Genomic DNA, 13,446 nt, shown 5'->3' with positions numbered 1-13,446 from the left:
CCACTTCTGAATGCAGAGGTGGTTCTTTGTGCATAGGAGGATGCTTGTGAAAATGACAATTCGCAAACGTTCAGTTGGCAATATTCCATTATTGGAGGTTGTGGCTGAAGAACAAATTTATGAGCCGTTGCCATTAATCATATATTATCATGGCTGGCAAACAGCGAAGGAACTAGTGTTGACTCAAGGGCGTAAGTTAGCTGCCAAAGGATTTCGGGTATTATTGCCGGATGCTGCGAACCACGGTGAACGAAAGGTTCGCGTGTCGGAAATTCCTTCGTTAACTTTTTGGGATAGTATCCAAACCAATCTGTTTGAGTTTGGTTATTTGGTCGATTATTTTGAAAACCTAGGCTTAACTACCGGCAAAATTGGTGTGGGTGGGGTTTCAATGGGGGGGATTACTACCTGTATGCTGCTAACGGCCCATCCAGAAATTGATGTGGCGGCCTGTGTAATGGGGTCGCCCTCACCAATAAAATATCGGGATCGAATCATGCAGCATGCTACTGCTGCCGGTTATTTTTTGCCTAGGGATTATGAGCAGTTAACTTCATGGCTGGCGGCGTATGATTTATCGCTTCATCCTGATAAAACAACTGGCCGGCCATTACTGTTTTGGCATGGGATGCAGGATGAGAAGATCCCTTATCAGCATGTGTCAGACTTTGTTAGGTCTCAGTCAGATTCATTAAATATTACGTTTATTAGTGAAGAGGAACGTCATTTAGTTAAAGTTCCGACGATGGAAATGATCAGTGATTTTTTTGCTGAACAGTTTTATGGGGAATAAGCAGAGTGGCTTTAGCTTTTTGATTTTTTGGATTATCATAGACAACAGGGAGGGATTTTATGGATAACTTTAATTTTCATGTAACCACAGATATTCGCTTCGGAAAAGATCGCTTAGCAGAGTTGCCAGAAGTCATGAATCATTTTGGTAAAAATGTACTTTTAGTATACGGTGGCGGCAGTATCAAGAAAGTTGGTCTGTATGACAAAGTAATGGAACAGTTGACTGCCAATGGCAATCGTGTATTTGAATTAGCTGGGGTTGAACCTAACCCTCGAGTAGAAACAGTCCGCAAGGGTGCTGAAATTTGTCGTGAGGAAAACATCGACGTATTGTTGGCAGTTGGTGGGGGTTCGACAATTGATTGTGCAAAAGTAGTTGCTGCTGCGACCTTGTATGAGGGTGACGCGTGGGATATGGTGCTGCAGCGCCGTAAGTTTAGTGGTCCAGCTTTACCATTGGTGACGATTTTGACGCTGTCGGCAACCGGCAGTGAAATGAATAGTGGTGCTGTGATCTCCAATATAAACACCAATCAGAAATTAGGTTTAGGTAGTCCAGCGATGTTGCCGAAGGTTTCTTTCTTAGACCCGACCAATACCTTTACAGTAAACAAATACCAAACAGCGGCAGGTTCTGCTGATATTTTCAGTCATTTAATTGAGAACTATTTCAAACGGACAGAAGGAACGGATGTTCAAGACTCAGTTTCTGAAGGGTTAATGCGCTCAGTAATCAAAAACTGTCCGATTGCATTGCAGTATCCAGAGGATTATGACGCACGCGCCAATCTAATGTGGGCTAGCACGCTGGCTTTGAATGGCTTAACTGGCAACGGAAAAACTGGCTCTTGGTCATGTCATCCGATGGAACATGAGTTAAGTGCTTTCTACGATATTACGCATGGAATTGGGTTAGCGATTTTAACTCCTCGCTGGATGGAATATGTACTAAATGATGAAACTGTTGCTAAGTTTGCCCAGTTCGCCTGGAATGTCTGGGGTGTGGAAGAACGAGTACCAATGCTGGCAGCTCGAATAGGTATTCAAAAGACCTATGACTATTTCAAGTCTTGCGGTATTCCTATGACCTTGCCAGAAGTGGGAATCACTGATGACAAGTTTGCGATTATGGCACAACAGGCAGTTGATCATAATGCGATCAAAACAAGCGCCTATGTTCCATTGGATGTGAAAGATGTGGAAAATATTTTTGAGGCGTGCTTGACTGAAAGCAGCTTCGTTTAATTGAGAACAGTTATTTTATCTGAATAAGGATAAAATGACTGTTTTTTCACAAAAATTATGGATGAAATTTATGAAGAATCGAGAAACAAAATTTTGGCTCATAAAATCATCTTCACAAACTATTATCTAGGCTTTCATAGTGGGTGCTTAGTCAGTTAATGCACAGTGATTGAAGAATAGGTTTTTCAAGTGAACAAAAAACAAACCAGTAGATACCTTATAAAGTATCCGCTGGTTTGTTTGTGCAGCTTGGGTTAGATGCTTGAGCCACCGCCACCGGAAGAACCGCCTCCGCCAGAGAAACCGCCGCCTCCACCGAAGCCACCGCCACTAGAGCCGCCGCCAAAACCGCCGCCACCCCAGCCAATGAATGGAGGACCACCGCGATAACGGCCATTTCTTCCACCACGACCACCACCGCCGAATAAGATGAAGATAACTGCGATAAAGATAATCGGTCCAATAATCTCGAGCAGACCACCTGAGTCATCCTCTTCAATTGCTGCCAATTCGTTGTCACTTAAAGCATGTTCATCCGCGGGATAATCATAGTTTTTATCAATTAGCGTAGTAACACTGTTAAACACTTTCTGCAGTCCACGATTGATGCGGACAGAATCGTCAGATTTTAAATCATCCTTCGCCTGCTGCAAAATATTTCCAGAAATACTGTCAGTAATGACACCTTCTAAACCGTAGCCGACTTCAATCCGCACATTGCGGGCGCCATCGTTTAAGGCATAAAGAATTAGAATTCCATTGTCTTCCTTAGCATTTCCGATCTTCCATTTCTCAAACAGGTCGGGGGCATAGCTGTCAATATCGTCACCACCAGTTGACTTGATTGTTGCCAATACTACCTGTGGTTGTTCCTTTTTTTCTTTATAAACCAACCCTTTATTCTCAACTAAGTCCTTGGTTTGATTGGATAAAATATTTAGCTGATCATAATAAAAATGAGTAGGGGCAGCTGGCAATGTTTCAGCTTCACTTGATATTGGAAGCCAAAACAGCAGCAATGCTAACAAAGGCAACAGCCATAAAAGCCATTTTTTCATGGTTATTCACCAGAATTTCCGAAATCAACTTCGGGTACATTTTCAGCGCCTGGTTGCGCTTCAAAATAAGGCTTTTTACCTAACCCCATTATATTAGCAAAAATATTTTTGGGGAAAGAAACCACTTTTTGGTTATAGGTTTGAACAGCCTCGTTATACCGTTTGCGTTCGACTGAGATTCGGTTTTCAGAACCTTCCAATTGCGTCATTAACGTTTGAACATTGTCATTTGATTTTAGTTCTGGATAATTTTCATTTATGACGTTGACTAAAGTTCCAACGGATTGATCTAAGGCTTGACTAGTTTCAATTTTTTCTTTATCCGTTGACGCATTGCCGTAAGCCTTGCGAGCTTCGGCGATGTCGCCAAAAACTTTCTGTTCTTGACCCATGCTGCCCTTAACTGAATTTACTAGGTTTGGGATCAAATCTGCCCGTCGTTGCATGACATTATCCACTTGACTTAGTTGCGCTTCTACCGCTTGTTCTTCTTTGGCAAGACTGTTATATTGTGTGATGCCAAAAACGGCTAAAAGTCCCACAATGACTAAGACGATTATGCCGCCGCTTACACCTTTTTTCATAGTATATTCCTCCTTGTAGTAACAATATTTTATCACGAAACTGGGCAAAAGACCTAAGGCTAAGGATGTATCTTAAAAGACGACTCACGAGGAGTCGTCTTTTTTTTCGGGCATAATAAAATGGAGAATCCTCGCCAACGTTTTTTGCAAAGTTGTAGCAACTTTTGGACGAGACAGCAGATACAAAATCAGCAGAGAACCACCGATTAAAACCATCAGCTGAATAACTGGATTTTCAATATATTCGGTTCCTTGAACTAAAGGGGCCACCAAGTAAATATGCAGTAGGTAGATGGCTAAGGTACGTTGTCCCCAAGTGGAAAAGAGATGTGGTTTGTTATTAGCCAAGGTAATAAAGACGAAGACGAAGGCAAAGCCCATCCCGTAAAGGAAAATAATCGTCAACAGATTCTGCAGCAGCGGCACTGAAAAGGCATTATACGCTCGGTCCCGCCAAAGCAGTTCCGGCGGCAAGTTATTACGAGTCCATAGGTAGGCAGTTAGGACAGCAAAGACGATGATACCTATACTAATCGCCTTACTATAAGGGATCCGCCGCAGGTTTTTAATCAGCTTTTGATCCGTATAATAGCCAACTAGGAAGAAGGGGAAAAAACCTAGCGTACGGGCCATGGCCATATAGGTTCCAAATTCGGTTAGAAAACCCGAAAAAATTCCGACAATAAAACTAAGCAGCAGTACATAACGAATTTTTACTAAATCCGGCAGCATCAAACGCCAAATGAACATACAATATAAAAACCACAGCGTCCAACCGGGGGAAAGAATGGAAATCTCTTCAATTTTCCCTAAGGCCAGCATAATCACACTTAAAAATAGATTCAGTAGCAAATAGGGAATCAAGAAGGTCTCTACCGCTGTTCGTCGTCCTTTTTCTAAGTTTTTTGAGAAATAGCCGGAAATAAAAATAAAGACCGGCATGTGGAATAAGTAAATAAAGACGTACAAAAATTGCCCTACTTTGTTTTCCAGTCGAAAATATTCTAATGCGTGCCCCAAAACCACTAATAAAATTAAAATACCCCGAATGTTGTCGAAAAGAAATTCGCGATTCGGTTTTGTGATCGTGGACACCTCCTTTGTTTATGCTAAAATGAAGCAAAGACTATTTTTAACTATTGTAGCACCTACCAAGAAAAAAATCTTCTTTATTGAAGGATCGAAAAGGAGAAAGCCGATGCGCTATTCAGCGAAATTTGTGAAGACAGTCTTTAAAGTGATTAATATGAAAAAGCTAGTGGGCTTCACGATGGTGGACCCGCCAAAACGTCGAAATTTGAATGCGAGACAATTAAGCCGTACTGATATTCCACAGGTTATTAATCAGGTGGACGGTCATGAAGTAGTGACGCTGTTTCCAGCTCATCCTACTAATTTGCATGTTTTCTATCTGCATGGTGGAGGATATGCCTTAGAGGCTTCTCCTTTTCATAAAGATATACAAGAGCGTTTTGTTAAACGCTACAATTTGAAGGTTAGCTACTTTGACTATCCGCTGGCACCTGAGAATACAGCAGAGAAAACTTTGCCAATCACAGAAGCCGCTTTACGTCATTTGGCGAATCTTTATCCGGATGATCACTTTCGGTTGTTCGGTGATTCTGCCGGAGGCGGTTTGGCAATGAGCCTAGCGCAACGCCTGCGGGATGTGAAGTATGAAAAGCGTCCTAAGAAGGTGGCGTTGGCTTCACCTTGGTTGGACGCTACCTTGAGTGATCCACGCACCGATGCACTGCAGGAAAAAGACGTGGTTTTAGAGAAAGATTTGTTAAGCGAAGCTGGTGAGAACTACGCTGGTGAACTGCCTTTGGATGATCCGATCGTTTCACCGATTTATGGTCGGTTTGATAATCTTGGTGAGCTGCTGGTGATTGCTGGTACCGATGAAATTTTATATCCGGATGTCTTGCGTTTGCAGGATCGAGTAGCTCAAAGTAAGAATACAACGATGACTCTGGAAATTGTTCCGGGGATGATGCATGATTTTGTTGTTTACCCTTTGAAGGAATCGCTGCGTTATATTGATCAAATGGGCGAATTTTTTCAATAGGATAGGAAGGAGTTATTGAACCAAAAGTGAGAGACAGATGTAAATTTGTTTTCCGTCAAAAACTGATTCAGCTGGCACCAGTTTTTGGTTTGGCAGCTTTGATTTTGCTGACAATCCACTTGCGGCGCATGGGTGTCTTTGCTTCTCCTCAGGATTTGCAGGCCTTCATTAAACAGTTCGGCAGCTTTGCGGTCGTTGTGTTTATTATTGTTCAAGGGATTCAGCCGATTATTCCTTTTATACCTGGAGGCATTGCTACGGTTGTGGGCATGCTGATGTTTGGTAATATCCCTGGCATCCTATACAGTTATGTCGGTCTAGTAATTGGCGAGTTTGGTTTGTTTCTATTGTCTCGCCGCTATGGGCCACGCTTTGCCCGGTTAATCTTATCAGTAAAAAATTATCAAACCTTTGAAAATGCTTTGCAGAGCCACACCAAGAAAATTCGATGGCTGTTGATTGTCTGTTTTATTTTTCCATTCTTACCAGATGACATTGTTTGTCTAGTTGCTGGTATGACGGATTTAACCTTTAGGGAATATGCCAAAATTGTTCTAGTGTTCAAACTATGGTCAGTCGCAAGCTATGGATATTTAATTGTATTTGTATTAGATAAAACGATTCTTTTTTAGGAGGACGATCATGACGATACGCTATGGGATTATTAGTACAGCTCAAGTGGTTCCACGCTTTGTGGCAGGGGTAAAGGAAAGTATGGATGGAGAGGTAACAGCGATTGCTTCCCGGCAGCTAGCTAAAGCAGAAAAAATGGCACAGGAATTGGTGATCCCTAACGCCTATGGCAGCTATGAAGAACTCTGTCAAAGCGACGAGGTTGATATTGTCTATGTGGCAGTTTACAACAAAGGGCATTTTGATGCAGCCAAGCTGGCATTGGAGCATGACAAGCATGTTTTGTTGGAAAAGCCTTTTACGATGACCCGTCGCCAGGCGGAAGAATTATTCGCGATGGCTGAAGAAAAGCATCTGTTTTTAATGGAAGCACAGAAGTCTGTTTTCCTGCCGATTACTGAGCAAGTAGTAGAGCTGTTGGCGAAAGATACAATCGGCAAAGTACATTGGATGAAGGCTGTCATGGCTTATCCTAATATTTACCATATTAACTGGTTTAGTTCTTTGGATTCTGGCGGTGGTATTTTACGAGGAGCTGGGACATATCCTTTGGAGTACATGCAGTTTTTAATGCAGCAAGCCCCTAATGAAGTGACGGGTACAATGGTTTTTCCGCCAGAAAAATCTGATACACAAGCTAGTCTTTCGGTAACCTTCTCCGATAACACCATCGGTTCTTTATTTATGACGGTGGACCTGGATCTGCCAGCCGGGATTACTTTATATGGAGAAAAAGGTCAGATTTACATACCAAATTTTTGGAAAACGAAAGAAGCCGAAGTTACTTATCCCGATGGACGGATAGAAAAAATTATTGCACCTTTCCAAAGTGAATTTGTTTTTGAAGTAGAGCATGTAAATGAATGCCTTAAGCAAAAGAGGTTGACCAGTCCAGTAGTTACAAAGGAAATGACCGTGCAAACAGTAAGAATCATTGAAGAAATGTATCAGCACTACCAAAAATGATTGGCAACAGACTAAATTGTATGCTATAGTCTGTCTTATGCGACGAGTCGAGTGGATCAATTACTGATCCTTCGATCCAGAGGCACATGAGTTTTCTCACCTGTCGGATTTTACAGGGTGTCGGAAAGAAGCTTAGTGGACGAAGACTCTTTCTATCGTTTCGGCGATACTGGGAAGTCTTGGATATCTTTCGGGATATTCAAGGCTTTTTTTGTTTTCTGGGAAATTCAATATTTTTTTATAGATGCCATTCAAAACAACTAGTAGACTAACGAGGATGCAAGCGAGAAGCTTGATGTCATAGCTACTTATCTCATATTATCGAGCAATCAATCTGTTCAATGGAAAGTTGAACAATTATATCTAAATTATTTTGTTTCTAGTGAACTTACGAGGAGAGACTGACATGGGGATTTCTTCTGAGTCATTAGCATCACTTGAAAAAGCAAAAATTCAGGCAATCTTTGCTTGGATTAACGAAAAATTTCCACAATTAGAACCAATCATTAAATAGAAAACAGCGATCACTGATTTTTCGATGTTTTAAAACCAAGTCGTTCTATTTCCATCACACTACCCTCCTTGTTACAATTGAGAAAATAAGGAGGTGCTTGTATGAAAGCATTGGTACTAACGGAGATTGAAAAGATGGAAGTTCAGGATATTAAAGAACCAAAGCCTTTGCCTAAAGAAGTGAAAATCCAAATGAAATATGTAGGAATTTGCGGTACTGATAAACATTTGTATCAGGGGTTGCCGGGATCAGCCACTGCGACACCACCTATTGTTTTAGGTCATGAAAATTCAGGTATTGTTGTTGAGGCAGGTCATTTAGTCGATAGCTTGAGAGTGGGGGATCGGGTAACGATTGACCCTAATATTCCTTGTCTGCATTGTCGCTATTGTCATGAAGGCAGAATTCATTTATGTAAAAATTTAGAGGCTGTAGGAGTCACACGCAATGGCGGGATGGAAGAATTTGTAACCGTTCCGGAACGCTGTGTCTATAAAATTCCAGATACTTTATCTTACAAAGCAGCTGCTATGACTGAACCGGTCAGCTGTGTGGTTCATGGCTTCCAAGAATTGGAGATAAAGCAGCACTACAAAACCTTAGTTATTGGTGATGGTTTTGTAGGACAATTGTTTATTAGTCTGCTAAAAGCCCGTAATGTAGGTGAAATCTATGTCAGTGGTCACAATGAGAAAAAAATTCCTTTATTGAAGGAAATCGGAGCAGATGTGGTCTTCGATCCCGAAAAGGAACAACTTAACGAGACTTTTGATGTAATTATCGAGTGTGTTGGTCGTTCTAACACGCAAGAGCAGGCTATCCAAATGGCTGCCCGTGGGGGGCAAATTCTTATGTTTGGCGTAGGAGATCCGAAAACTGAAATTAAAGTCAATGCCTATGATATTTACTTCAAGGAATTAATTATTAAGGGCGCCTTCATCAATCCTCATGTCATGGAGGATGCAATTAGTATTTTAGATCATCAAGTAATTAACGTAGAAAAATTGATTACCCATGAACTAACTTTGGAGGAAGTCGAAGCCGTTCTCTCAGGAGAAAATCAGGAAAAAATCACTAAGGCAGTTGTAAAAATTTCTGAATAAAAAATACCTTTGATGACTCATCCTTACGAAGTAGCAGTCATCAAAGGTATTTTTTAAACGATAAACAAGAATTTGTACAAAGCAATCGCAACAATCGAAGCGGTAATTGGTGCCAAGACAGGGACCCAAGCATAGCTCCATTGAGAGCTGCCTTTATATTTTAAGGGCAACAATGCGTGTACAACTCTTGGCCCAAAATCTCGAGCAGGATTCAAACCTGGTCCGGTTGGTCCACCCAGAGAAGCCACTAAGGTCCAGACTAAGAAGCCCAATGCAAAGTGAGCAGTTCCTAAATTATCTTGAAAGAAAGGGGCTTTGGTGATCCCAATTGCTCCTAGGAATAAAATAAATGAACCAAAGAATTCATTAACAAAACCGTTGAATTTTGAACCTACGCTGTTAATTGTTGAAAAGGTTCCTAATACGTGAGCAGTGTCTTCGGTTTGATCGTAATACGGTTTGTAACATGCTACGACAATTAATTGACCAACCATTGCTCCTAAAATCTGTACTACGATATAAGGAACTACTTCCGTCCAAGGGAACATCCCGTTCATGGCTAAACCAATTGTAAATGCTGGGTTAATATGGTTTCCGCTGATAGAACCAAACATCATTGCGGGAATCATAACCCCACAACCATAACCGACAGCAATCAGCATCCAGTCGCTACCGTATCCTTTGGTTCCTTTCAAATCAACATTGGCAACTGCACCATTACCTAACATAATCAATAATGCCGTACCGATAAATTCAGCAGCTAAACGCTGAACTAATGAATAATCCATGATAACCTCCTATGAAATTTTTGTAAAAGAATTCAGTAAAAAATCCATTCTATATGTTAATCCCTTTTTTTGTCTGTGACAAATGATAACCCTTGTAAAAAGAAGAGTGGTCAAAATAAGGTGTTTTTTCTCCTATTATTGAAAGTATTTAGGGTGAAAAATAAACGATAGATGCTCAATAAGTTGGAAGCAACCTCCTTTTACCCTCCAATTTCAAAATGTTGATCAGTCATCTATAGGTTAAATGAAAAATTTGCTATACTAGCTTTAAAAAGGGAGCTGGAAGTATGGGGTATCAAGTCATCGATGAAGAAAAATGGAAACGCAGGATTCATTGTGCTGTATTTCGTGATAGTGTGGAGCCGTCATTTTGTGTATCTTTTGAGTTGGATATTACTAATTTTTTACAGAAAACGAAGCAGCAGCAACTGTCTTTCACTTTTGCTTTAATTTATGCAGCAACAAAATGTGGAAATCAAATTGAAGAATTTCGCTATCGTTTTCTGGGTGAAAAAGTTGTTTTATACGATCAAATCCATACCGCTTTTACTTGTTTGAATCCTGAGACAGAATTGTTCAAGGTCGTAAACGTACCGATGACTGAATCAATGGAGAAATATGTAACCTTAGCTAAAAAAACAGCTGAGGAACAAAAAGATTATTTCACTGGACCTTTAGGTAATGATATTTTTCAGTTTTCGCCTTTACCTTGGATCAGCTTTACCCATATTTCCCACACAAACTCTGGCAAAAAAGATAATGCTACACCGCTGATCGATTGGGGAAAATATTTTGAACGGCAGGACAGAATTCTGCTGCCATTTTCAATTCAGGCGCATCATTCCTTTGTGGATGGTCTGCATATGGGGAAATTCGCCAAGGCATTGCAGGAATATTTGGATACGTATTAAGTGATAACCAGACTAGGGTTCAATTACTAGAAGCCTAGTCTTTTTCTTTGTCCACAAAACAGGTACACTAGTTGTGTACTGAATTTTAGCAGGAGGAAAAAGCATGTTTAGTGAAGAGAGCTTCAAGGTATTTGAAATAGATGGCTTAGAGAATCGGATGACGGCGATTCGCTCTGAGATTCAACCCGTTTTTCAGGAGCTGAACGAATATTTTCAGGAGAAGTTATCCCCAATCGCTGGGGAAGAATTCTTTATCCACATTGCTCAGCACCGTCGACGAACGACCAATGCTCCAGAAAACACTTGGTCTGCTTTAAGTCGCAAAAAGCGCGGCTATAAAATGGAACCTCATTTTCAGCTGGGGATTTGGCCTGAGTATGTATTTATGTGGCTGTCGTGTATTGATCAGCCGAAGAATGAACAAGCGATTGCTGAAAAAATGTTGGATAATCTGCAACTATTCAGCGAGTTATCCTCAGATTTTAAAGTATCAGGGGATCATACGAAAGTCGAAGTTCAAGATCTGTCAACAGAAACAGTGGAAAAGCTGTTAATAAGATTCCGTGATGTGAAAAAGGGAGAATTCCAAATTGGCCGAATTATTTCAAAAGACAGTTCATTGTGGAAAAATCCCGCTAAAGCAAAAAGCTACATGTTAGAAACTTATCAACAAGTAATGCCAATCTATCAGGCAATTATTCAGGAGGCAGCAGAATGACATTTGAAGAAATTTTACCGCAGTTGAAAAAGGGCAAGAAAATTATTCGCAAAGGCTGGGGCGGGTTTGAGTTGTATGTGACCTTGGTCGAAGGCGAAAGGTATGAAGAGGCACCGGTAACCCCATATTTTTTGATCAAAACAGCCGATGAGGGCTTTTCCAGCTTTGCTCCAACTGTATGCGACATTTTGGCTGAGGACTGGGAGACTGTGGAATGATTCGCTATTCAGAATTCGCCGGCAAGGTCGTAGTAATTTCTGGGGCTGCTTCAGGGATTGGGCAAGCCCAAGCCAAGGCTTTTCTAGCACAGGGAGCAACAGTTGTCGGTTTAGATCGACAGCCAATGGAGGAAACTGCCGATTTTTTTCCTTATCAAGTAGACCTTAGTGAGAAAGCACAGGTGGAAAACACCGCCAAGAAAATTTTAAAAAGATATCCCCATGTGGATATTCTGATTAATACAGCGGGGATTTTAGATGACTATTTACCGACGTTATCCACACCAGAAGAATTGTGGATGAAGGTGTTTCAAACCAATGTCACTAGTATCTATCGGCTAACCAATTTGTTTTTACCACAAATGTTGGAACGTAAATCTGGAGTCATTGTGAATATGGCTTCGATTGCCGGACTGATTGCCGGAGGTGGTGGTGCGGCTTATACAATGGCTAAGCACGCAGTTGTAGGATACACGAAGCAGCTGGCCTTGGATTATGCACAGGAGGGTATCCGGGTAAATGCGCTGGCGCCAGGCGCAATCAAGACTCCGATGAATGCGGCTGATTTTGCAGGGGATGGCGCAATGGCTGAATGGGTGGCGAAGGAAACGCCGATGAAACGCTGGGCTGAACCGCAAGAAGTAGCAAATGCCGCATTATTTTTGGCTAGTGAAGGAGCAAGTTATCTACAGGGGATTGTTTTACCTGTGGATGGCGGATGGACACTTAAGTAAGTTGCTTTTTTTCGTTGGTAGCTTATCAAAAAAAGCTATAACAGATGCCGTTGACAGTCTATCAAGTTTGCCGTAAAGTATTCTTCAAGAGAAATAATCCTTCCATTGAAGAGAAGAGTAGTCTTGGAAAACGTTGTAGAGAGGTTCTGACTGGTGAAAAGAACCACGGAAACAAGATGAAGATGGTCTCTGAGGAAAAGTCGCCGATAGATAGGCGTCTTCGGTTTAGTCAATCGGTATTTTGACTGCCAATGACTATTTGTTGTTGGCGAAAGGAGAGCTTGGCTCTCGAAAAAAAGGTGGTACCACGTGCAATCGTCCTTTTATCAGTCGTAACTGGTAAAAGGACTTTTTTATTTAAGAAAATAGGAGGAATCAACATGGCAGAAGTAGAAAGTTTTACCCTGGATCACACGAAGGTAAAGGCACCCTATGTTCGATTAATTGCAGAGGAATCTGGGGCAAAGGGCGATGTGATCGCCAATTATGACCTGCGATTTTTGCAGCCAAATGAAAAAGAAATACCAACTGGAGCCATTCATACCTTGGAACATCTATTGGCTGATTTATTGCGAGACCGCTTAGACGGCATTATTGATATTTCACCATTTGGTTGCCGTACTGGCTTCCATCTAATTACTTGGGGCGTGCCAAGTTCCACTGAAGTAGCGAAAGCCTTAACGGATGTACTAACAACTATTGCCGATGAAACTAAATGGGGAGATGTCCAAGGTGTGGATATCGAGAGCTGTGGCAATTATCGCGACCATTCACTGTTTGGCGCAAAGGAATACGCGAAGCTGGTGTTAGCTGAGGGTATCAGTGATGATGCGTTTGAACGACATGTGGTGTAAATGAATAAAAATTATTCCCTAAAAGACTTGTCTTAACAAAGAAATTTTCTTTGTCTAAGACAAGTCTTTTTTTGTTCTGTAATTTGAAATTTCCTCATAGCAACATTGACATCCCTTGTTAACCATGGTTATTTTAAACACACAACTCTAATCACATTTGTAAGCGATTGCTTTCTTGTGTCCACTTAAATGGACATAAGAAAATGTTTGCGGTTCCAAAAAAAACTTATAGTAAAAGACAAGGAGGTTGACAA

General features: G+C 41.2%; 16 protein-coding genes and 1 other annotated feature. Of the genes, 12 read left to right on the top strand and 4 right to left on the bottom strand.

The window, feature by feature from the left end:
• The first annotated feature begins 46 nt into the window (after positions 1-46).
• Together IGI46_RS01880 and IGI46_RS01875 are read left to right on the top strand one after the other, a co-directional pair.
• Complete coding sequence (locus tag IGI46_RS01880) at positions 47-793, top strand: alpha/beta fold hydrolase (protein WP_429964612.1); 747 nt, start codon at positions 47-49, stop codon at positions 791-793.
• 59 nt (positions 794-852) lie between these two features.
• Positions 853-2,040, top strand: a complete 1,188-nt coding sequence (locus IGI46_RS01875) for an iron-containing alcohol dehydrogenase (protein ID WP_429964611.1) — start codon at positions 853-855, stop codon at positions 2,038-2,040.
• A gap of 254 nt (positions 2,041-2,294) precedes the next feature.
• Here IGI46_RS01875 and IGI46_RS01870 read toward each other — a convergent pair whose 3' ends face one another.
• The 3 genes from IGI46_RS01870 to IGI46_RS01860 all read right to left on the bottom strand — a co-directional run bounded on the left by IGI46_RS01870 (position 2,295) and on the right by IGI46_RS01860 (position 4,777).
• Entirely contained in the window at positions 2,295-3,098 is an 804-nt protein-coding gene (locus tag IGI46_RS01870; RefSeq protein ID WP_429964610.1) for a TPM domain-containing protein, read from the bottom strand.
• Positions 3,099-3,100: 2 nt separating this feature from the next.
• Positions 3,101-3,682, bottom strand: a complete 582-nt coding sequence (locus IGI46_RS01865) for a LemA family protein (protein WP_207700769.1) — start codon at positions 3,680-3,682, stop codon at positions 3,101-3,103.
• Between the two features lie 84 nt (positions 3,683-3,766).
• Positions 3,767-4,777, bottom strand: coding sequence for an acyltransferase family protein (locus IGI46_RS01860; protein ID WP_429964609.1), 1,011 nt, complete (start codon positions 4,775-4,777; stop codon positions 3,767-3,769).
• Positions 4,778-4,880: 103 nt separating this feature from the next.
• Here IGI46_RS01860 and IGI46_RS01855 point away from each other — a divergent pair, with 103 nt between their 5' ends.
• The 5 genes from IGI46_RS01855 to IGI46_RS01835 all read left to right on the top strand — a co-directional run bounded on the left by IGI46_RS01855 (position 4,881) and on the right by IGI46_RS01835 (position 8,969).
• Positions 4,881-5,753 (top strand): alpha/beta hydrolase fold domain-containing protein, encoded by an 873-nt coding sequence (locus IGI46_RS01855; RefSeq protein WP_429964608.1) that lies wholly within the window; start codon positions 4,881-4,883, stop codon positions 5,751-5,753.
• A gap of 26 nt (positions 5,754-5,779) precedes the next feature.
• The gene (locus tag IGI46_RS01850) at positions 5,780-6,385 is read left to right on the top strand and encodes a TVP38/TMEM64 family protein (RefSeq protein ID WP_429964607.1); all 606 of its coding nucleotides are present in this window, start codon (positions 5,780-5,782) and stop codon (positions 6,383-6,385) included.
• A gap of 10 nt (positions 6,386-6,395) precedes the next feature.
• The gene (locus IGI46_RS01845; RefSeq protein WP_429964606.1) at positions 6,396-7,352 is read left to right on the top strand and encodes a Gfo/Idh/MocA family protein; all 957 of its coding nucleotides are present in this window, start codon (positions 6,396-6,398) and stop codon (positions 7,350-7,352) included.
• 382 nt (positions 7,353-7,734) lie between these two features.
• Positions 7,735-7,866, top strand: coding sequence for a hypothetical protein (locus IGI46_RS01840; protein ID WP_429972695.1), 132 nt, complete (start codon positions 7,735-7,737; stop codon positions 7,864-7,866).
• Positions 7,867-7,967: 101 nt separating this feature from the next.
• A complete protein-coding gene (locus tag IGI46_RS01835; protein WP_429972694.1) occupies positions 7,968-8,969 on the top strand; it encodes a zinc-dependent alcohol dehydrogenase family protein in 1,002 nt (333 codons plus the stop codon).
• A 53-nt stretch (positions 8,970-9,022) separates the two neighbouring features.
• Here IGI46_RS01835 and IGI46_RS01830 read toward each other — a convergent pair whose 3' ends face one another.
• On the bottom strand, positions 9,023-9,757 hold the full coding sequence (locus IGI46_RS01830; RefSeq protein WP_429964605.1) for an MIP/aquaporin family protein: 735 nt from the start codon (positions 9,755-9,757) through the stop codon (positions 9,023-9,025).
• Between the two features lie 287 nt (positions 9,758-10,044).
• On the opposite strand from IGI46_RS01830, the gene IGI46_RS01825 reads away from it, so the two are divergent.
• From IGI46_RS01825 to IGI46_RS01805, 5 genes are all read left to right on the top strand, one after another.
• On the top strand, positions 10,045-10,668 hold the full coding sequence (locus tag IGI46_RS01825) for a CatA-like O-acetyltransferase (RefSeq protein ID WP_429964604.1): 624 nt from the start codon (positions 10,045-10,047) through the stop codon (positions 10,666-10,668).
• 103 nt (positions 10,669-10,771) lie between these two features.
• Positions 10,772-11,386 (top strand): DUF1054 domain-containing protein, encoded by a 615-nt coding sequence (locus IGI46_RS01820; protein WP_429972693.1) that lies wholly within the window; start codon positions 10,772-10,774, stop codon positions 11,384-11,386.
• Entirely contained in the window at positions 11,383-11,604 is a 222-nt protein-coding gene (locus IGI46_RS01815; protein WP_429964602.1) for a DUF2829 domain-containing protein, read from the top strand. Before IGI46_RS01820 ends, IGI46_RS01815 begins: the two co-directional genes overlap by 4 nt.
• Complete coding sequence (locus IGI46_RS01810; RefSeq protein ID WP_429964601.1) at positions 11,601-12,338, top strand: 3-oxoacyl-ACP reductase; 738 nt, start codon at positions 11,601-11,603, stop codon at positions 12,336-12,338. Before IGI46_RS01815 ends, IGI46_RS01810 begins: the two co-directional genes overlap by 4 nt.
• Positions 12,339-12,434: 96 nt before the next feature.
• Positions 12,435-12,664 (top strand) — a binding site (T-box leader).
• A gap of 54 nt (positions 12,665-12,718) precedes the next feature.
• Positions 12,719-13,192 carry an S-ribosylhomocysteine lyase gene (locus IGI46_RS01805; RefSeq protein ID WP_429972691.1) on the top strand — a complete coding sequence of 158 codons (474 nt, stop codon included), beginning with the start codon at positions 12,719-12,721 and terminating at the stop codon, positions 13,190-13,192.
• Positions 13,193-13,446 lie beyond the last annotated feature (254 nt).

The sequence above is a fragment of the Enterococcus sp. AZ163 genome (assembly GCF_050498925.1).
Lineage (GTDB): Bacteria > Bacillota > Bacilli > Lactobacillales > Enterococcaceae > Enterococcus_A > Enterococcus_A ferrettii.
This window is presented reverse-complemented; position numbering and strand designations above follow the sequence as displayed.

Bases quoted from the DNA above. Each gene is read 5' to 3' on its own strand.
- IGI46_RS01810 (WP_429964601.1), top strand. From the start codon at position 11,601: ATGATTCGCTATTCAGAATTCGCCGGCAAGGTCGTAGTAATTTCTGGG.
- IGI46_RS01835 (WP_429972694.1), top strand. From the start codon at position 7,968: ATGAAAGCATTGGTACTAACGGAGATTGAAAAGATGGAAGTTCAGGAT.
- IGI46_RS01830 (WP_429964605.1), bottom strand. From the start codon at position 9,757: ATGGATTATTCATTAGTTCAGCGTTTAGCTGCTGAATTTATCGGTACG.
- IGI46_RS01820 (WP_429972693.1), top strand. From the start codon at position 10,772: ATGTTTAGTGAAGAGAGCTTCAAGGTATTTGAAATAGATGGCTTAGAG.
- IGI46_RS01805 (WP_429972691.1), top strand. From the start codon at position 12,719: ATGGCAGAAGTAGAAAGTTTTACCCTGGATCACACGAAGGTAAAGGCA.
- IGI46_RS01845 (WP_429964606.1), top strand. From the start codon at position 6,396: ATGACGATACGCTATGGGATTATTAGTACAGCTCAAGTGGTTCCACGC.
- IGI46_RS01865 (WP_207700769.1), bottom strand. From the start codon at position 3,682: ATGAAAAAAGGTGTAAGCGGCGGCATAATCGTCTTAGTCATTGTGGGA.
- IGI46_RS01875 (WP_429964611.1), top strand. From the start codon at position 853: ATGGATAACTTTAATTTTCATGTAACCACAGATATTCGCTTCGGAAAA.
- IGI46_RS01815 (WP_429964602.1), top strand. From the start codon at position 11,383: ATGACATTTGAAGAAATTTTACCGCAGTTGAAAAAGGGCAAGAAAATT.
- IGI46_RS01855 (WP_429964608.1), top strand. From the start codon at position 4,881: ATGCGCTATTCAGCGAAATTTGTGAAGACAGTCTTTAAAGTGATTAAT.
- IGI46_RS01870 (WP_429964610.1), bottom strand. From the start codon at position 3,098: ATGAAAAAATGGCTTTTATGGCTGTTGCCTTTGTTAGCATTGCTGCTG.
- IGI46_RS01825 (WP_429964604.1), top strand. From the start codon at position 10,045: ATGGGGTATCAAGTCATCGATGAAGAAAAATGGAAACGCAGGATTCAT.